The sequence below is a fragment of the Variovorax paradoxus genome, from assembly GCF_022009635.1.
In the GTDB taxonomy this organism is placed as follows: domain Bacteria; phylum Pseudomonadota; class Gammaproteobacteria; order Burkholderiales; family Burkholderiaceae_C; genus Variovorax.
In genome coordinates, this window is sequence record NZ_CP091716.1 from 893373 (window position 1) to 911862 (window position 18490).

At 68.2% G+C, this 18490-nt stretch carries 19 protein-coding genes; 16 read left to right on the forward strand and 3 right to left on the reverse strand.

Annotated elements, in window-relative coordinates:
* Nucleotides 1–49: 49 nt before the first annotated feature.
* Nucleotides 50–1027, forward strand: a complete 978-nt coding sequence (locus L3V85_RS04450) for a Bug family tripartite tricarboxylate transporter substrate binding protein (RefSeq protein ID WP_237678197.1) — start codon at nucleotides 50–52, stop codon at nucleotides 1025–1027.
* Nucleotides 1027–2376 (forward strand): FAD-dependent oxidoreductase, encoded by a 1350-nt coding sequence (locus L3V85_RS04455; RefSeq protein ID WP_237678198.1) that lies wholly within the window; start codon nucleotides 1027–1029, stop codon nucleotides 2374–2376. The genes L3V85_RS04450 and L3V85_RS04455 overlap by 1 nt, the downstream gene beginning before the upstream one ends.
* A gap of 28 nt (nucleotides 2377–2404) precedes the next feature.
* Here the strand turns inward: L3V85_RS04455 and L3V85_RS04460 are convergent, their stop codons facing one another.
* Nucleotides 2405–2965: a DsbC family protein gene (locus L3V85_RS04460; protein WP_237678199.1), complete on the reverse strand. Its 561-nt coding sequence runs from the start codon at nucleotides 2963–2965 to the stop codon at nucleotides 2405–2407.
* Nucleotides 2962–5223, reverse strand: coding sequence for an aminotransferase class V-fold PLP-dependent enzyme (locus tag L3V85_RS04465; protein ID WP_237678200.1), 2262 nt, complete (start codon nucleotides 5221–5223; stop codon nucleotides 2962–2964). The genes L3V85_RS04460 and L3V85_RS04465 overlap by 4 nt, the downstream gene beginning before the upstream one ends.
* A gap of 86 nt (nucleotides 5224–5309) precedes the next feature.
* Between L3V85_RS04465 and L3V85_RS04470 the strand changes: the two genes are divergently transcribed.
* The 3 genes from L3V85_RS04470 to L3V85_RS04480 all read left to right on the forward strand — a co-directional run bounded on the left by L3V85_RS04470 (nucleotide 5310) and on the right by L3V85_RS04480 (nucleotide 7548).
* The gene (locus tag L3V85_RS04470; RefSeq protein WP_237678201.1) at nucleotides 5310–5786 is read left to right on the forward strand and encodes an Lrp/AsnC family transcriptional regulator; all 477 of its coding nucleotides are present in this window, start codon (nucleotides 5310–5312) and stop codon (nucleotides 5784–5786) included.
* A gap of 53 nt (nucleotides 5787–5839) precedes the next feature.
* Nucleotides 5840–6529, forward strand: coding sequence for a hypothetical protein (locus L3V85_RS04475; RefSeq protein WP_237678202.1), 690 nt, complete (start codon nucleotides 5840–5842; stop codon nucleotides 6527–6529).
* Nucleotides 6530–6648: 119 nt separating this feature from the next.
* Nucleotides 6649–7548 carry an acyl-CoA thioesterase gene (locus tag L3V85_RS04480; RefSeq protein ID WP_237678203.1) on the forward strand — a complete coding sequence of 300 codons (900 nt, stop codon included), beginning with the start codon at nucleotides 6649–6651 and terminating at the stop codon, nucleotides 7546–7548.
* On the opposite strand, the gene L3V85_RS04485 is transcribed toward L3V85_RS04480, so the two are convergent.
* Nucleotides 7523–8242: a GntR family transcriptional regulator gene (locus tag L3V85_RS04485; RefSeq protein WP_237678204.1), complete on the reverse strand. Its 720-nt coding sequence runs from the start codon at nucleotides 8240–8242 to the stop codon at nucleotides 7523–7525. The two genes, L3V85_RS04480 and L3V85_RS04485, sit on opposite strands and share 26 nt — an antisense overlap.
* Nucleotides 8243–8388: 146 nt before the next feature.
* Between L3V85_RS04485 and L3V85_RS04490 the strand changes: the two genes are divergently transcribed.
* The 11 genes from L3V85_RS04490 to L3V85_RS04540 all read left to right on the forward strand — a co-directional run bounded on the left by L3V85_RS04490 (nucleotide 8389) and on the right by L3V85_RS04540 (nucleotide 18488).
* Entirely contained in the window at nucleotides 8389–9168 is a 780-nt protein-coding gene (locus tag L3V85_RS04490; protein WP_237678205.1) for an SDR family NAD(P)-dependent oxidoreductase, read from the forward strand.
* 43 nt (nucleotides 9169–9211) lie between these two features.
* On the forward strand, nucleotides 9212–10429 hold the full coding sequence (locus L3V85_RS04495; RefSeq protein ID WP_237678206.1) for an ABC transporter substrate-binding protein: 1218 nt from the start codon (nucleotides 9212–9214) through the stop codon (nucleotides 10427–10429).
* Nucleotides 10430–10442: 13 nt separating this feature from the next.
* On the forward strand, nucleotides 10443–11345 hold the full coding sequence (locus tag L3V85_RS04500) for a branched-chain amino acid ABC transporter permease (RefSeq protein WP_237678207.1): 903 nt from the start codon (nucleotides 10443–10445) through the stop codon (nucleotides 11343–11345).
* Nucleotides 11342–12325, forward strand: coding sequence for a branched-chain amino acid ABC transporter permease (locus tag L3V85_RS04505; protein ID WP_237678208.1), 984 nt, complete (start codon nucleotides 11342–11344; stop codon nucleotides 12323–12325). Before L3V85_RS04500 ends, L3V85_RS04505 begins: the two co-directional genes overlap by 4 nt.
* Nucleotides 12322–13086 carry an ABC transporter ATP-binding protein gene (locus L3V85_RS04510; protein ID WP_237678209.1) on the forward strand — a complete coding sequence of 255 codons (765 nt, stop codon included), beginning with the start codon at nucleotides 12322–12324 and terminating at the stop codon, nucleotides 13084–13086. The genes L3V85_RS04505 and L3V85_RS04510 overlap by 4 nt, the downstream gene beginning before the upstream one ends.
* A complete protein-coding gene (locus L3V85_RS04515; RefSeq protein WP_237678210.1) occupies nucleotides 13079–13798 on the forward strand; it encodes an ABC transporter ATP-binding protein in 720 nt (239 codons plus the stop codon). The genes L3V85_RS04510 and L3V85_RS04515 overlap by 8 nt, the downstream gene beginning before the upstream one ends.
* A gap of 24 nt (nucleotides 13799–13822) precedes the next feature.
* The gene (locus L3V85_RS04520; RefSeq protein ID WP_237678211.1) at nucleotides 13823–14572 is read left to right on the forward strand and encodes an SDR family NAD(P)-dependent oxidoreductase; all 750 of its coding nucleotides are present in this window, start codon (nucleotides 13823–13825) and stop codon (nucleotides 14570–14572) included.
* 24 nt (nucleotides 14573–14596) lie between these two features.
* On the forward strand, nucleotides 14597–15340 hold the full coding sequence (locus tag L3V85_RS04525; RefSeq protein ID WP_237678212.1) for an SDR family NAD(P)-dependent oxidoreductase: 744 nt from the start codon (nucleotides 14597–14599) through the stop codon (nucleotides 15338–15340).
* Entirely contained in the window at nucleotides 15340–17064 is a 1725-nt protein-coding gene (locus L3V85_RS04530) for an FAD-dependent oxidoreductase (RefSeq protein WP_237678213.1), read from the forward strand. The genes L3V85_RS04525 and L3V85_RS04530 overlap by 1 nt, the downstream gene beginning before the upstream one ends.
* A 19-nt stretch (nucleotides 17065–17083) precedes the next feature.
* A complete protein-coding gene (locus L3V85_RS04535) occupies nucleotides 17084–17692 on the forward strand; it encodes a glutathione S-transferase (RefSeq protein ID WP_237678214.1) in 609 nt (202 codons plus the stop codon).
* Between the two features lie 343 nt (nucleotides 17693–18035).
* Entirely contained in the window at nucleotides 18036–18488 is a 453-nt protein-coding gene (locus L3V85_RS04540) for a lysozyme inhibitor LprI family protein (protein ID WP_237678215.1), read from the forward strand.
* Nucleotides 18489–18490: the final 2 nt, after the last annotated feature.

Here is an 18490-nt window from a genome sequence, read left to right on the forward strand (position 1 = left end):
GTTAAGCTGGCCCTCTTTGCCTTTTGATAACTTTTTCACACTTTTCTCCATGTCCGTCACCAAGAGAGCCCTCCTGATCGCCTGCGGCCTGGCCGCCGCCTCCGTGCTGCCGATGACCGCCAGCGCACAGAACGCCGCCTGGCCGAACAAGCCGATCCGCCTGCTCGTGGGCTTCCCCGGCGGCTCCACGCCCGACATCGCCGCGCGCACCATCGCCGAGCCGCTGTCGAAGGCGCTGGGCCAGCCGATCGTGGTGGACAACAAGGCCGGCGCGTCGGGCAACATCGCCGCCGACCAGGTCGCCAAGGCCACCGACGACCACACGCTGGGCATCGTCATCAACGGCAACCTCACGTCGTCGAAGATGCTGTACGCCAAGCTGCCGTACGACCCGGTCAAGGACTTCACCTACCTGTCGCTGATCGCGACCGCGCCGCTGGTGCTGGTGGCGCAGAACAACCTGCCCTCGGGCGCCGCCTTCTTCGAGGAAGGCCGCAAAGCCGGCGACAAGTGGAACTACGGCTCGGTGGGCATCGGCTCGGTCGGCCACCTGGGCATGGAACTGCTCAAGACCCGCGTGCCCGGCTTCAAGCCAGAGCACGTGCCCTACCAGGGCAATCCGCAGGTCATCACCGCCATGCTGGGCGACCAGGTGCAGATGGGCCTGATCCCGCCGGGCGTGGCCATGCCGCAGATCAAGGCCGGCAAGCTCAAGGCCATCGGCCTGACCGGCGGCCGCAGCGCGCTGGTGCCCGAGATCCCGCCGCTGTCGGACGCCGGCGTGAAGGACTTCAACCTCGAAGTGTGGGTGGCGCTGCTCGGCCCGGCCAACCTGTCGAAGACCGCGCAGGCGCGCATCAGCCGCGAGCTCGAAGTGGTCATGAAGGACCCGGACGTGCGCCGCAAGCTCTTCGAGCAAGGCTGGCAGGCCGTGGGCACCTCGCCGGACGGCATGCGCACGCGCGTGAACGAAGAGGCGGCCATCATGACCAAGATCATCAGCGCCCGCGGCATCAAGCTCCAGTAATGCCAGTCCAGACCCTGCACGAACCGGCGCGCGAGCTGCCGGTGTTCGGCACATACGACGTGGTGGTGGTCGGCGGCGGCCCCGCCGGCATCGCCGCTGCCGTGAGCGCCGCGCGCCACGGCGCGAATACGCTGCTGGTCGAGCGCTACGGCTTCCTCGGCGGCATGGGCACCGCGGGCGGCGTCACCAACTTCGCGGGCCTGTACGGCAAGCGCAAGGGCGAGATGACGCAGCTGGTGCACGGCGTGGTCGACGAACTCATCGACCGCATCGCCGGGCTCAACGGCATGAACCAGCCGCAGAACGGCATGGGCGGGCGCATCTGCGTGCGCTCGTACGACACCTCGGCGTACAAGCTCGCGGCCGACCAACTGCTCGAAGCGGCGGGCGTGAAGCTGCTGTTCCATGCATACGCTGCCGCGGTGGTTCGCGACGGCAGCCGCATCGCGGCGCTGGTGGTCGAGACCAAGTCGGGCCGCCAGGCCATCCGCGCCAACGCCTTCATCGATGCCAGCGGCGACGCCGACGTGGCCGCCTTCGCGGGCGTTCCCTTCGAGGTGGGCGACGGCCACGGCAGCGGGCTCTTTCCGACCACCATGTTCCGCATCGGCCAGGTCGACGCGCCGGCCGCGCTGGAAGCGGTGGGCGAGTTCAAGGCCATCAACGACTTCATGGCCCGCGCCGAGCAGCAGAAGCCTGGCGTCTACAAGTTCCCGCGCGAAGGCGCCATCCTGCGGCCCAACAAGGACCCGCGCGAATGGCGCGCCAACGTCACGCAGATCCGCAACGCCCAGGGCCGCGCGATGAACGGCGTCGACGCACGCGAACTCACCGAAGGCGAACTCGAAGGCCGCCGCCAGATCAGCGAATACTTCAAGTTCCTGAAGGCCGAGGTGCCGGGCTTCGCGCAATCGGCCATCGTGGAGATCGCGCCGCAGGTCGGCATCCGCGAGACGCGGCGCATCCGGGGCCTGTACGCGCTCGAGCGCGAGGACATCCTGTCCTCGGCCAAGTTCGACGACAACATCGGCCTCAATGCCTGGCCGATGGAAATGCACGCCGACGGGCGCATCGAGTGGGCCTTCCCGCGCGACGAAGACAACGCCTACAACCACCTGCCTTGGCGCATGCTGGTGCCGCAGACGGTCGACAACCTGCTGGTGGCCGGCCGCTGCGCGTCGATGACGCACGAAGGCCAGTCGGCCGCGCGCGCCAGCGGCGGCTGCTTCGTCATGGGGCAGGCGGCGGGCACGGCGGCGGCGTCGCTGGGCGGAGATGCGTTCGCCGGCGTGGACGTGCCGGCGCTGCAGCGCAAGCTGGCGGCCGACGGCGCGGACCTCGACCGCTGAGCGTTGTCGCTGCTCGGCAGCAGGGCGTTTATCGCCGCTCGGCAGCGGCGAGCAGCGTCTCGATCCATGCGGCGGGAATCGCGCCCGGCACGAAGGTGCCGTCGCTGAAGATCAGCGCCGGCGTTCCGTTGATCTTCAGCTTCCGGCCCAGCGCGGCGTTGCGTTGCAGTGCCGCCGCATCGCAGGCGCCCATGGCTTGCGTGGGAGCCACGCCGGCCTGCATCCAGTCTTCCCAGCGTTTCGCGCTGTCCTTGCCGCACCAGATGTCGCGCGCCTTGCGCGCCGAATCGTCGCCGAGTACCGGGTAGGGAAAGATGTAGACGGTGACGTTGCCGATGGCCTTCAGGTCGCGGTCGACGCGCTTGCAGTGGCCGCAATTCGGATCGGAGAACACCGCGATGCGGCGCTGGCCGGCGCCGTGCACGATCCGGATCGCGTCCTGCAAGGGCAGCTTGTCGACGGTGAAGTCGCGGAGTTTCTCGAAGCGTCCTTCGACGGGGTCCTTGCGGTTTTCGGCCACCGCGGCGGCTGCGGCGCTCAGCACGCCGAGCGAGCAACCGGCCAGGAGAAGTGTGCGTCGCGGATTCATGGACGGATCGCCTTTTCCGATTGCGCGGCGTGTGGCCACAGCGCCAGGCCGCCGGCAAGGCTCCAGGCCTGCGCGCGGCCAAGGCGGCGCAGCGCCCTGGCTGCCTGTGCGCTGCGGTTGCCGCTGCGGCAGAAGAACAGCACCGGTGTTTCCTCCGGCAGTGCCAGCCAGCCGGGCAGTGCGTTGAGCAACCCCGACAGCGGCACGGCCCGCAGGCGAGCGTCGGGTGCCGATCCGGGTGGCTGCCCGAGCCGTTGCTCATAGGGTTCGCGCACGTCGACCAGCAGCATGTCGGGTTGCTGCAAGCGCAGGGCCGCGAAGGCCTCCTGCGTCAGCTCCGGCGTCGTCTCGGCGGTGCTGCGATCCACCCGGGCGCCGCAGGCCATGGTCCGGTATTCGGTGAGGCCCAGGTCGCGTTCCAGCGTTTCCTTGGCACTGGCGAAGCCGGCCGCGTCCAGGCTGCCGCGCAGAACGCCGTCCAGCAGCGGCTGGGCCGCGCTCTCGATGTCCAGCGTGGTGGCGAAACGGTCGTCGTAGTCGTGGCCGGGCAGCATCAGCGTGCTCGGCGCGAGCGCCTGCGCCAGCACGCGGAGCGAGGGGCCGAATGCCGACGGCGCGCTTTGCGCGAAGTCGCTGCGCCCCAAGGCGCCCGGCATGACCGTGTCGCCGACGAAGGCCAGGCACAAGCCGTCGGTGTCGTGCAGCAGGTAGGCGGTGGAGTCCGCGGTGTGGCCGGGCGCGGCCAATCGGGTGAGGCGCAGCGCCCCCAGCACGATCTGCTGCGTGCCCAGAGGCCAGCCGAGCGCGTCCACGGCGCCCGGCTCGACCTGCTGCGCGGGCACGGCCGCGCGGAGCTCGGGGCCCGAGGATGCATGGTCGCCGTGGCTGTGGGTGTCGAGCACCGCGGCCAGCGTGTAGCCGTGGCAGCGCAGCCATTGCGTCAGTTGCCCTGTCAGCTCGGGCAGCGGATCGATGACGACGCAGCGCCTGCTGGCCGCATCGGCCAGCAGGTAGCAGCAGGCACCGTCCACCACGAAGCGGGTCAGCCGATCGGGCGGCAACGCTGAAACTTGCGGCACGGAGCCCAGGCAGCTTGCGCGCAACGATTCGCCGCAGGCCCGGATGCGGGCGCAGGCCTCGTCGATGAAGTCGCTGTCGGCGGCCGGGCCGAAAGACAGGCGCACCGCCGAGGCCGCCTGCCATCCGGGCAGCCCCATGGCTTCCAGCACATGGCTCGGCTGCGCCTTGGCGGCGCTGCAGGCGGAGCCGCCGCTCACGCGCATGTCGGCGGCATCGAACAGGTCCAGCAGCAGCTTAGAACTCAAGCCCGGCACCGAGAAATTGAGCGTCGTCGGCAGCGACAGCGCCGGCGGTGCGTTGAACACCAGGCCCGCAAAGGCGTCCCGCAGCGCCGCCGAAAGGCGCTCGCGGTAGCCGTGCAGCGTGTCGTGGTCCCTGAAGGTCCGGCCTTCTTCCAGCGCCGCCAGCACGGCGCCGAGGGCGGCGATGCCCGACATGTTCTCGGTGCCGGAGCGCAGGGCGTCTTCCTGGCCGCCGCCGGCCATCAGCGGCGTGAAGGGCGCGCCCTGCCGCACATAGAGCAGGCCGATGCCCTTGGGGGCGTAGAGCTTGTGGCCCGAGAACGGGGCGTAGTCGATCGGCAGTTCGCCCAGCCGCAAGGGCAGCTTGCCGAGCGCCTGCACGCTGTCCACCATCCACAGCGCGGGGCTGTGCGCGAGCGCCGCGGCGATGCCGTCGAGGTCGCTCACGACGCCGGTCTCGTTGTTCGCCGCCATCGTGCAGACCAGTCCGGCGCGCGGCGCATGGACACGCAGCCAGTCCAGGTCATGGCGGCCATCGCGACCGACGGGGATGGCCAGCACCCGCAGGTCCAGCCCCAGCAGCGCATTCCAGTGCTTCAGCGCCTCGGGCACGGCCTTGTGTTCGGTCGCGCCGTAGAGCAGGAGGTCCGGCCCCGCGTCGCCGGCCCGGCGCCGGGCGCGCAGCGCGCTCAAGGCGGAAAGCACGGCGGTCTGGATTCCCTCGGTCGCGCCGCTGAGGAACAGCAATTGCCCGGTGGGCGCACCCGTCACCCGCCGGGCGCGCACGCGCACGGCGTCCATCAGCGCGCGGGCTTTCAGGCCGGTGCTGTGGATGCTGCTGGGGTTGCCGAAGTCGCCTGCCATGGCCTCCAGCGCAGCGGTGCGCGCCTGGGCGAGAACGGGGGTGGTGGCGTTGGCGTCTAGATAGATTTCCATGCGCAAATTCTGCGCAGTCGCATGTAGAAGGAGCTTGCGTACTAGACTCGGAATCAGTAAATAAATAGAACGAAATTCTATTTTTCATGAAGAAGATAAAAATTGATTCCATAGACCGAAAGCTCCTGGAACTGCTGCAAACGAATGCCGAACGGCAGGTCGCCGATCTCGCCGCGCAGGTCGGGCTGTCGCAAACGCCTTGCTGGCGGCGCATCCAGCGCCTGAAGGAGGCCGGGGTGATCACCAGGAGCGTGACGCTGCTGGACCCGCAGAAGGTGAACGTGGGCGTGACGGTGTTCGTCGCCGTGCGCACCAGCACGCACACGCAGGCCTGGTTCGACCGGTTCAAGGCCGCGGTGGACGTCATTCCCGAGGTCGTCGAGTTCTACCGCATGAGCGGAGAGATCGACTACCTGCTGCGCGTGGTCGTCCCGGACATCGGCGCCTACGACAAGGTCTACAAGCGCCTGATCGCCGACACGCACCTGTCGGACGTCAGTTCCAGCTTTGCGATGGAGGAGATCAAGTTCACCACCGCATTGCCGCTTTCCTATGCGGAGTAGGCCAGTGGCGCGCTAGAGTCCGGGGCTTGATGAACTCGAACCCCGGACGAACCGTGCACTTCCCTTCGCTGTCGACACCCGCGCGCCGCACCCTCCTGGCGCTGTCTTGCGCCGCCATCGGCCTCTCGCTGGCCGGCTGCGCCAGTACCCCCGAAGGCGAGCCCGTGCACGGCAAGGACCGGCTGCTGAGCTTCTTCGCGGCCAAGGACGGCCGCAAGGTGGCCATCGCGGGCGAGAACTACCACTACGTGTTCGACGGCGACCCTTCCGTGGCGGCGCTGCTGCGCTGGGACGGGCGCACCAAGGTCACGCCCGCGCTGCTGGGCGAGTTCAAGGTGGCGCGCAACCAGAGCTTCGAGGGCCAGTACGTGCTGATGGCTTTCGACGCCGACCTGACGCCCGAAGACCGCGCCTTCCTGATCCAGACCGGCTTCGCCAAGGCCGACGCAAAGTACGGCGACCGCACCGGGCCGGCGCTGCGCTACTTCGGCACCGTCTACGGCAAGCGCTATGCGGCGGTGCCGCTGAAGTCGGCCGACACGGTCGACTTCTCCAGGCGCCAGTACCTGAGCTACGTCGAGCAGGAAACGCTCAGCGCCCCCTTCAGCAAGGCCGCGCCTTCGCCGCTGGTGTATGCCGACGACGGCTCGCTGCTCTTGGCCGGCGTGCCGGTGCGCGTGGTGCAGGGCGGCACGGACTACGGCTGCCGCGCCCGGCTCATGGGCATGTGCTTCTACAAGTAAGCACCAGCAGAAGCGGCGCAGGCTGCTGACCGGCCCGCGACAGCCGCCGGGCCCCGGCTTTGCTATGGTGGAGGGTTGCTTCCAGCCCGCTTCGACAGCCTCCAGCGCTTTTCCCCCCGATGACCACCGATCCCGCCACCGCCTCCCGCCTCGTCGACGAACTCGTCGCGCTCATGCAGCTAGAACCCCTGGGCGGCGACCGCTTCCGGGCCCAGAGCGAAGACATCGGCACGCCAGCCGTCTTCGGCGGCCAGGTGCTCGGCCAGTCGCTCATGGCCGCCAGCCTCACGGTCGGCGCCGAGCGCCCGGTGCATTCGATGCACGCCTACTTCCTGCTGCCCGGCGAGCATGCGCCCATCGAATACAGCGTCGACCGCGTGCGCGACGGCCGCAGCTTCACCACCCGCCATGTGGTGGCGCGCCAGCAGGAGCGCATCATTTTCGAGATGTCGGCCTCGTTCCAGACCGTGGACGAGGGCGTCGAGCACCAGTTCGACATGCCCGCCGTGGCCGGCCCCGAAGGCCTGATCAGCGAGCTCGACCAGCGCATCGCCCTCGGCGACCGCCTGCCCGAGCCCTGGCGCACCAAGGCGATCCAGCCGCACGGCATTGAATACCGCCGCGTCGACCCCGAGGACCTGATGGCGCCGCTGCCGCGCCCGACCTCGGCGCAGAGCGCCATCTGGATGCGCGCCATCGCGCCGCTGCCCGACGACCCGATGGTGCACCGCGCGCTGCTGGCCTATGCCTCCGACCACGGCCTGCTGCGCGCCGCGATGCTGCCGCACGGCCTGAGCTTCATGAGCGGCCAGGTGCGCCCCGCCAGCCTGGACCACGCGATGTGGTTCCACCGCGATTTCCGCATGGACGACTGGCTGCTGTACGTGCTCGACTCGCCCAGCGCCGGCGGCGCGCGCGGCCTGTGCCGCGGCAGCCTCTATGCGCGCGACGGCCGGCTCGTGGCCTCGGCCGCGCAGGAAGGCATGCTGCGCATCAGGAAGCAGCCGGCTCGTTCATGAGCGTGGGCGGCAGCCCGTCGCGGCTGCGCTCGTCCAGCAGCCGCTGGTAGTTGTCGCGCAGCAGGATGCCGGCGTAGTACACATGCTCGCGCATCAACTGCTCCGCGCGCGCCGCGTCGCCTGAAATCACCGCCTGCACGATGCGGTGGTGGTCGTCGTGCGAACGCAGGATCACGCCGTGGTCGTGCCACAGCATGATGCGGTCCGACGCGAACGGCACCGCCTGCGCCTGCGCGCCGAAGCGCACGATCCACTGGTTGCCCGCGCCGTGCATCAGCGCGTTGTGCAGCCGCACGTTCATCTGCTGGTAGGGCGCGAGGTCTTCGACCAGCAGCTGCCCCTTCGCAAGTATTTCGTCGCCTTCGCGCAGGCACTCCTGCAACAGCGCGGCGGTCGGCTTGTCCACGCCCAGCGCGGCGAAGCGCCGGCAGGCCAGCCCTTCCAGCACCGAGCGCACCTCGTAGGCCGCCAGGATGTCCTCGAGCGCGAACGAGCGCACCAGGTAACCCTTCTTCGGCTGGTGGTCGATCAGCCCCTCCATCGCCAGCGCGGCCAGCGCGGCGCGCACCGGCGTGCGCGACACCTTGAGGGTTTCGGCGATCGGCACTTCTTCCACGCGCATGCCCGGCTGCAGCCGGCCGTGAAGGATCCAGGTGCGCAGCGTCTCTGTGACTTGTTGGGAGAGTGTGTCCATGTCAGGTATACATGATGCCAGTGAAAGTCAGAAATAAGGCGTGATATCAGGGAAAACGAGGACTGCAAAAAGTGTTCATGTATACACAATGCGGCCCTCGATCAACTTTCATGCCGCCTCGGCGCGGCCCGGAGACCTTGCAGCCCATGGCGGAACATCATGCACAACCTCACGGCCGGCTGGCCCTCGTGACCGGCGGCGGCCGTGGCATCGGCGAGGCCGTGTGCCGCCGTCTCGCGGCCAGCGGCTTTCGCGTCGTGGTGGCCGATATCGACGGCGACAACGCGCGCAACGTGGCGCAATCGATGGGCGAGGGCCATCACTTCCGCCAGTTCGACGTGAGCCAGGAAGCCGCCGTCGAAGCGGCGTTCGACGACATCGAGAACAGCATCGGCCCGGTCGCCGCGATGGTCTGCGTGGCCGGCATCCTGCTGATGCCGGGCGGCGAGCGCTCGCCCATCAAGGACACCACGCTCGAGGACTGGGAACGCACCTTCGCCGTCAACGCGCGCAGCGTGTTCCTCTGCGGCCGCGCCTACCTGCGCCGGCGCGAGGCACTGCCGGTGGCGCACGGCCGCATCGTCACTTTCGGCTCGGTGGCGGCGCAACTGGGCGGCTACCGCTCCAGCGCGACCTACATCGGCGCCAAGTCGGCAGTGCTGGGCCTGACGAAGGCGATGGCGCGCGAATCGGCGCACCTGGGCGTCACGGTCAATTCGGTGGCGCCGGGCCTCATCGACACCGACATGCTGCGCGGCACCGTGCGCAGCAGCGGCGCGCTCGACGCGGCGGCCGCCAACATCCCGCTCGGTCGCATCGGCACGGTGGACGACGTGGCCGGCGCGGTCGACTACCTGGTCTCGGAGCAGGCGGCGTACATCACGGGCAACGTGATCGACGTCAACGGCGGCTACCGCATGCAGTAAGCGGGCAGCGCCTTTCACTCACTCACACCAACGGAGACAGCTCATGAAAAAGAACTTCCTGATTTCGGCACTGGCCCTGGGCGTGGCGCTCTGCGCAACGGCGCCCGCCGCGCTCGCGCAGGCCGAACCCGGCCTGACCGACAAGACCATCAAGATCGGCATGTTCTCGCCGATGTCGGGCGCGTCGATGAACTACGGCTTCGACGTCATCAACGCCGCGAAGATGTACTACGACAAGATCAACAAGGAAGGCGGCGTGAACGGCCGCAAGATCGAGCTCGTGGTGGAAGACGACCGCTGCAACGCCAACGACCTGCTGGCCGCGGTGAAGAAGCTCACCGAGCAGGACCAGGTGTTCCTGCTCAACGGCGGCTCCTGCTCGGCCGCCGTGGTGGGCGCGCGCGAATACGTCGAGCGCGCGAAGATCCCGCTGGTCATGCTCAACGCCTCGGGCGACGGCGCGCTGTATCCGCCGTCCAAGTACATCTACGGCGCGTTCTCCATCTCTCAGCACGCGGTGGGCGGCTCGATGGTGCAGTTCGCGAGCGAGCACCTCAAGGCGAAGAAGATCGGCTACATCAACCACGACGACGCCTACGGCGGCTGGAACCTGGAGTCGGCCCAGGCGCAGGCCAAGGCGCTCGGCGGCATCGACCTGCAGGTGCAGTCGGTCAACCCGAACATCACCGACGTCACGGCGCCCATGCTCAAGATCAAGGCCGCCAACCCCGACGTGCTGCTGCTCACCACCTATGCGCGGCCGGTGAGCCTGATCGTCAAGCGCGCCTTCGAGCTGGGCTTCAACAAGCCCATCGTGCTGGCCGTGAACTCCACCGCCGACCTCAAGCAGTTGGTGGAGAACGTCGGCAACAAGGATGCGTTCAAGAACGTGTACATCCAGGAAGTGCTGGCCGACGTGCCCGGCGGCCCCAAGCTGAAGTGGGTGTACGACATGTACAAGGCCGCCTACCCCGACCTGGCTTCCAAGCCCGGCCACCCGCAGGCCTACATGCCCTACGGCATTCCGCCCGCGATGGCCGTGGTCAATGCGCTGAAGGCCGCCGGCCCCAACCCGACGCGCGAGAAGGTGCTCGCGGCGCTGTCGACCATGAAGTTCGACTCCGGCGTGATGGCCGGCCCGATCGAATTCGGCCCCGACGACCGCGCGGCGCAGGAGTCGGCCATCTACATCAAGTTCGACGGCAGCAACATGGCCCTGGTGCCCGGCAGCTACAAGAGCGTGTGGAAGTACAAGCCCTGAGGGCCGACGCGACATGAGCCTTTCCGACATCTGGCTGTTCGTCCAGCAAGGCGTGCTGTCCGGCATCGTCACCGGCAGCGTCTATGCGCTGCTGGCGGTGGCGATCGTCATGGTCTTCAAGACCACCGACGTGCCGAACTTCTCGCAGGGCGAGATCTTCATGGCCGGCGGCTACGCCGCGCTCTTCCCGCTGGTGGTGTGGGGCTGGCCCTATTGGGGCGCGGTGCTCGCGAGCATCGCGGTCACCGCACTGCTGGCGGCGCTGTTCCAGCGCGTGGTGATGCAGCGCGTGACCGCATCGCGCGGCGTGGGCGTGCAGCTCGTCATTGCCACGCTCGGCTTTGCGTACCTGCTCAAAGGGCTGGTGCGCAAGACCGGCCTGGGCGACACGCCGCGCTCGCTGCCATCGCTGGTACCGCAAGACCCGATCATGATCGGCCAGGCCTCGCTCACGCTGCTCGACCTGGCCATCTTCGGCTCGGCCGTGGTGGTGATGGTGCTGCTGTACCTGATGTTCACGCGCACCCGCACCGGCCAGGCCATGCGCGCGGTGGGCATGAACCCGCGCGGCGCGCAGATCGTGGGCGTCAAGCTCGGCAGCATCCGCATGAAGATCTGGGCGCTCACGGGCGTCATCTCGGCCATCTCGGCACTGCTCATCACGCCAAAGATCCTCATCACGCCCGACATCGGCCACATCGCGATCCTGGCCTACGCGGCCGCCATCGTGGGCGGCTTCACCAGCCTGCCGGGCGCGGTGGTCGGCGGCTTCATCATCGGCATCGTCGAGAACCTGGTGGGGCTTTTCATTTCGTCCAACGCCATCGTGGTGGCGCCCTTCGTGGCGATCATGGTGGTGCTGCTGGTGCGTCCGCAAGGGCTGCTCGGCGGCAAGCCTCAGGTGAAGAAGGTATGAGCGCTTCGACAGTTTCGTCCCCGTGGTGGGACCGCGCGGTGCTGCTCGGTATGGCCGTGGTGCTCGCGGTCTTGCCCTTCACCACCAGCGGCTACGTGCTGTACGTGGTCAACCTGCTGATGGTGTTCTCGGTGCTGGCGCTGGGCATGCACCTGGTCATCGGCGAGACGGGCCAGTTCGCGCTGTCGCACGCGGCCTTCTTCGGCATCGGCATCTACACGGCCGGGCTCATCAACAACCAGTGGCAGCCGCCGTTCTTCGTGTCGATCCTGGCGGGCGCGCTGCTCTCGGCCGCGCTGGGCTGGGTCATCGGCCTGCTGGCGCTGCGCATGCGCGACATCTACCTGGCGCTGGCCACCTTCGCCTTCGGCGAGGCCATGCAGTGGGTGTTTTTGAACTGGGAGTCGGTGACCAACGGCTCCAACGGCCTGCAGATGAAGCCGGCCTCGCTCGGCGGCTACCAGCTCATGAACGACCTGCAGGCTTATCCCTTCGTGATCGCCATCGCGGCGCTGATGCTGTGGCTCACGGTGACGCTGTCGCGCTCGCGGCTGGGCTCGTCGTTCCGCGCGGTGCGCGAGAGCGACGTGGCGGCGGTGGCGATGGGCGTGAACACGCGCACGGTGAAGGTCACGGCCTTCGTGCTGTCGGCCGCCTTCGCGGGCGTGGCGGGCGGCATGTACACGCTGTTCACCTCGTTCATCCATCCGGAGAGCCTGGGCTTCCAGACCACCATCCTGATCCTCACGATGGTGGTGGTGGGCGGCCTCGGCTCGGTGCGCGGCGCGGTGGCCGGCGCCATCGTGTTCGGGCTGGCGTCGGAGCTGCTGCGGCAGGCCCCGTCGTACCAGGAAATCATCTACGGCGGCATCCTCATGCTCTTCATGATGTTCCTGCCCAAGGGCATGGCGTCGCTGTTCGCGGCACGCCGCAAGTCGCAGCGGGCGGCTTCCGTCAAGGTCGTGGAGAAGCACGCATGAGCGCCACGGCATTCCTCGACGTGCGCGACATCAGCGTGGTGTTCGGCGGCCTCAAGGCGGTGAACGGCCTCTCGTTCGAGGTGGAGCAGGGCCGCATCCATGCGCTCATCGGGCCGAACGGCGCGGGCAAGTCGACCACCTTCAACTGCATCTCGCGCTTCTACACGCCCAGCAGCGGCAGCGTGACCTTCGAAGGCCGTGAGCTGACCAGCGTGTCGCCGCACCGCATGGCCTCGCTCGGCATTGCGCGCACCTTCCAGAACCTGGAGCTGTTCGCAGAGCTGTCGGTGCTGGAGAACGTGCTGCTCGGCACGCACTCGCGCGGCGCCGCCACGCTGGGCCGGCTGCTGCGCCGTCCCGACCGCGAAACCGAAGACTTCGCGATGCATCTGCTGGAGCGCGTCGGCCTGGCCGACGAACGCCACCAGCCGGCGCGCGACCTCGACTTCGGCCGTCAGAAGCTGCTGGAGCTGGCGCGCGCGCTGGCCATCCGCCCCAAGCTGCTGCTGCTCGACGAGCCCGCGGCCGGCCTGCGCAACCGCGAGATCGAAAGCCTCGACCGGCTGCTCAAGGAACTGGTGGCGCGCGACGGCATCACCGTGCTGCTGGTCGAGCATGTGATGCAGTTGGTGATGTCGATCTCGGACCGCATCACCGTCATGGCCTTCGGCGAAAAGATCGCGGAAGGCACGCCTTCGGAAATCGGCAGCAATGCGCGCGTGATCGAAGCCTATCTTGGGAAGGGAGCCGCGCATGGCTGAAGCATTGTTGTCCCTGCGCGCCATCTCGGCCGCCTATGGCCGCATCCAGGCGCTGTGCGACGTGTCGGTCGACGTGCCCGAAGGCGAGATCGTCGCGCTGCTCGGCAGCAACGGCGCGGGCAAGACCACCACGCTGAACTGCATCTCGAACCTGGTGGACTGCACCGAGGGCGAAGTGCGGCTCGACGGCGAGCGCATCGACCGGCTCGGCTCCGACGCGCTGGTCAGGCGCGGCATCGTGCAGGTGCCCGAAGGCCGCCAGGTGTTCCGCGACATGAGCGTGCGCGAGAACCTCGACCTGGGTGCCTACCTGCGGCGCGACCGCGCGGGCATTCGCAACGACCTGGAGTCGGTCTACACGATGTTCCCGCGCCTGAAGGAGCGGCATGGCCAGATGGCGGCCACGCTCTCGGGTGGCGAGCAGCAGATGCTGGCCATCGGCCGCGCGGTGATGGCGCGCCCGCGCGTGATGCTGTTCGACGAGCCGTCGATGGGCTTGTCGCCGCTGCTGGTGGAGCAGATGTTCGAGATCATCGAGCGGCTGCACCGCGAACAGAAGATCACGATCTTGCTGGTGGAGCAGAACGTGCAGCTCGCGCTGGCGGTGTCGAGCTACGGCTACATCCTGGAGAACGGCGAGATCTCATTGCACGGCCCGGCCGCGCAGCTTGCGAACGATGAAGCGGTGCGCCGCGCCTACCTCGGCGTCTGACGCCGCTTCCCCGAAAGAAAGTTCATGCTCCTCAAAGACAAACTCTCGCTCGTCACCGGTGCCGCGCGCGGCCTGGGCGAAGCCATCGCGCACCGCATGGCGGCCGAAGGCGCGCACGTGCTGGTGGTGGACCGCGACCTCGACGTCGCGCAAAAGGTGGCCGCGTCGATCCGCGAAGCCGGTGGCCGCGCCGATGCCGAAAGCGTCGACGTGAGCGACGCGGCGGCGGTCGACGCGCTTGCGGTGCGCGTCGCGGCGTCGCATGGCGACATCGATGTGCTGGTCAACAACGCGGGCATCTCGGCGCGCTCGAAGTTCGACGAGCCCGGCGCGCGCGAAGCCTGGGACCGCGTGATGTCGGTCAACCTGCAGGGCGTGTTCAACGTCACGCAGGCCTTTGTGCCGGCGCTCAAGCGCACGCAGGGGAACATCGTCAACCTGTCGTCCATCGTGGCTTTCGGCGCGGGCATCTCGTCGGCCGGCTACGTGGTGGCCAAGGGCGGCGTGCGTTCGCTCACGCAGGTGCTGGCGCGCGACCTGGCGCCTTTCAACGTGCGCGTGAATGCGGTGGCGCCGGGCCTGATGGTCACCGACATGACGGCCGGCCAGCGCGAGACCGAACACGGCACCGACTGGTATATGAGCCGCGTGCCCATCAAGCGGCACGGCGAGGCCGACGAGATCGCGGGGCCGGTGGTCTTTCTTGCGTCCCCGATGGCTAGCTATGTCAACGGCGTGGTGCTGCCGGTCGACGGCGGCTACCTGGCGGTCTGACAACCGATCTTCAACGGAACAAACATGAACAACAGCAGTGAAGAGAAGCGGCTCGTCCTCGTGACGGGCGGCGCCAGCGGCATGGGCCGCGCCATCGTCGAGCGCATGGCGCAGGGCGGCTGGCGCGTGGTCATGGCCGACTACAACGGCGAGCTTGCCGAGCGCGAGACGCAGGTGCTGCGCTCCGCCGGCCTCGATGTGGAGTGCCGCGCCATCGACCTGACCGACGAGGCCGCCGTGCGCGCGATGGTGCAGCAGCTGCCGCCGCTCACCGCGCTGGTCAACAACGCAGGCATCTTCGACGAGCGTGCTTTCCTCGACGTGACTTCGGCGGACTTTCGCCGCATGTACGAAGTGAACCTGCTGGCCGTGGCCACGCTCACGCAGGAGGCCGCGCGCAAGATGGCGAGCGGCGCGCGCATCGTCAACATCGCATCGCGCGCCTACCTGGGTGCGAAGAACCATGCGCACTACGTGGCCTCGAAGGCCGCGCTGGTGGGCTACACCCGCGCCAGCGCGATGGAGCTGGCGGCGCGCGGCATCATGGTCAACGCCATCGCGCCGGGGTTGATCGACACGCCGTTGCTGCGCGCGCTCTCGCCCGAACGCCTGGCTGCGCAGCTCGCGCTGCAGCCCACGGGCGCCGCCGGCAAGCCCGAGGACATCGCGAATGCGGTGGCCTTCTTCGCATCGCCATCGACCTGCTTCGTGACCGGCCAGGTGTTGTTCGTGGACGGCGGCAAGTCGCTCGGCGGCTCGGGGTCCTGATGGCACAGCAGCAACAACAGGAAAAAACCGAGTACGACGTCGTCGTCATCGGCAGCGGCGCGGGCGGCCTTTCCGCCGCGCTCACCGCCAGGCTCGAAGGCCTCGATGTGCTGGTGGTCGAGAAGACCGACCGCATCGGCGGATCGACCGCCATCTCGGGCGGCGCCGTGTGGGTGCCGCTCAACGACCAGGCCGAGGCGGCGGGCCACCCCGACACGCGCGGCAAGGCCTGGACCTACCTGCAGAACACCGTGGGCGCGGCCGGCGACGAAGAACTGCGCCACGCATTCCTCGATGCCGGCCCGCTCGCGCTGCGCTACCTGCGCGAGCGCACCGACGTGCAACTGGCCGCGCGCACCTATTCGCCCGACTACTACCCCGACCGCGAAGGCGCCGCGATGGGCGGGCGCTCGCTCGATCCCATCGAATTCGACGGCCGGCTGCTCGGGCCGCACTTCAAGACGCTGCGCGACCCGCTGCCCGAGTTCTGCGTGCTCGGCGGCATGATGGTCAACATGACCGACGTGAAGCACCTGCTCGGGGTCTGGCGTTCGTTCGCGTCGTGGAAGCATGGTGTGAAGCTGGTGCTGCGCTACTTCGGCGACCGTCTCGGCGGCCACCACCGCGGCACGCGGCTGCTGCTGGGCAATGCGCTCGCGGCGCGGCTCTTTCACAGTGTGCTGAAGACGGGCATTCCGTTCTGGCTGAATACCCCGGCACTGGGGTTGGAGAAGGATGCGACAGGCGCGGTCACCGGCGTGCGCCTGCGCCGCGACGGCAAGGAACTGACCGTGCGCGCGCGGCGCGGCGTGGTCATCGCCACCGGCGGCTTTCCGTGGAATGCCGCCATGCGCGGCCAGCACTATCCGGCGCCCACCGGGCCGTATTCGATGTCGCCTCAAGACAATGCCGGCGAAGGCATCGCGATGGCGCAGCAGGCCGGCGGTGTGCTCGGCACGGGACACACGGGGCCGGCGCTGTGGGCGCCTGTCTCGTTGCTCACGCGGCCCGACGGCAGCGTGCTGCGCTATCCGCACCTGGTGTGGGACCGCGCGAAGCCCGGCCTCATTGCGGTCGATGCGCGCGGCGAGCGCTTCGTCAACGAATCGACCTCGTACCACGAGTTCGTGCGCGGCATGTACCGCGCGAACGCCAAGGCCGCGAGCATTCCCGCTCTGCTGGTGTGCGACAGCGCCTTCATGGAGAAGTGGGGCCTGGGCCTTGCGTTGCCCGGCGGCCGTCCGCGCGAGCATCTGGTGCGCGCCGGTTATCTCTATCGTGCAGACACGCTCGAAGCGCTCGCGCAGCAGGCGGGCGTGGACCCGGCCGGGCTGGCGCGCAGCGTCGCGAAGTTCAACCCGCTGGCGGCGCAAGGGCAGGACCCGGTGTTCGGCAAGGGCGGCGATGCCTACAACCGCTACCTGGGCGACCCGGACCATCAACCCAACGCCTGCCTGGCGCCGGTGAAGCAGGCGCCGTTCTATGCGGTGAAGGTGTACCCCGGCGACATCGGCACCGCGCTGGGCATTCGTGCCGACGGCAACGCCCGTGCGCTGGATGCGCAGGGCGAGCCCATCGCCGGCCTGTACGTGGCCGGCAACGACATGCACTCCGTGATGGGCGGCGAGTACCCTGCGCCGGGCATCACGCTCGGACCCGCGCTAACCTTCGGCTGGGTGGCTGGCATGCACCTGGCACGCGGCGCCGCCGCCGAACACCATTGAAAGACAACCGCACCTCGTCATGAAAATCTTCTTTTCTCCCGCATCCCCGTTCGTTCGCAAGTGCATGGTCGTGGCGCACGAGCTCGGCATTGCCGATCGCATCGAGAAGCTGCCGAGCGCGGCCGGCCCGGTGAAGCGCGACGCCACCATCATCCCGAAGAACCCGCTCGGCCAGGTGCCGACTTTCCTCACCGACGACGGCCAGGTGCTGTTCGACAGCCGCGTGATCTGCGAATACCTGAACGCCGTGCAGTCGGGCAAGCTGTTCCCGGCGGAAGGCGCGGACCGCTGGGCGCGCCTGACGGAGTTGTCGCTGGCCGATGGCATGACGGGGGCGGCGCTGCTCGCGCGCTATGAAAACGTGCTGCGTCCCGAGGCCTTGCGCTGGGCAGACTGGACCGACGGCCAGTTGTCGAAGGTGCGCACCGGCCTCGAATGGCTCGAGACGGCCGCGCCTTCCTTCGGCGATCGCGTCGACATCGGCACCATCGCCTTCGGCTGCGCGCTGGGGTACATGGACTTCCGCTTCCCGGATGTGAACTGGCGCGCGGAGGCGCCGAACAGCGCGAAGTGGTTCGAGGTGTTCAACCAGCGTGCTTCGATGCAGGCTACTTTGCCGACTGCCTGAGCTGTTATTTGAGGCGCGGCTGTTCGGGGCTCGCTCACGCCGACGGGGTACCTTGCTCCGCGAATGTCCTCCGGCCTTCGGGCTATCGCACCTCCCCCTTTGTTTCGCTGCGCAAGGCACCCCGCCAGCGTGAGCGTTCAGCGCACTTGTTGATCGACCCGCGCAAGAGCAGTGCTCGTTGTGCTTGGTCACTGGATGCCACGTCATGAGGCGCTGGTAGAACGCGGACCTTCAAGGCACAACAAGGGGTTTGAGTGGCCATAACGGAAGCGCAGCCGGACGCTCAGTTGGTGGATCGCCTTCACATGCCTGCGCGACCAGCGGCGCAGGGGCGGCCCGCACGATGAAGCACATATTCGTTTCCCTGCTGGCAGCGTTCGCGGTCTCGGGTGCATTCGCAGCTTCTCCTGCGAAATATGAACCCGATCCCCAGGAGGTAATCACCGCCTTGGCGCAACGCTCCGGGATCTCCGAGGACGAATTGCGCGGTCTTCTGTCTCGCTGCGAGGCGAGTCAATCCGCGATGAATATCTGCGCATATCGCGATGCCGTTGCGGCCGACTTGAAACTGAAGCACGCGCTAGCCAGCAAGGTGCAGCAGTTGCCGGCCTGCAAGGAGAGCCTCGAAGCCAGGATCGCCCGGTGGGAAAAAAAGCGCGACCAAGGCTGCGAGCGCAGCGCGGCGAAGGACTATGGCGGAGGATCAATGGCGCAGATGGCACGGTCCATGTGCGTCGAGCACGAGATCGTCCAGATGACAAAACAGGTCGAGCGTCAGCGCACCTGCGAGAAGTGATC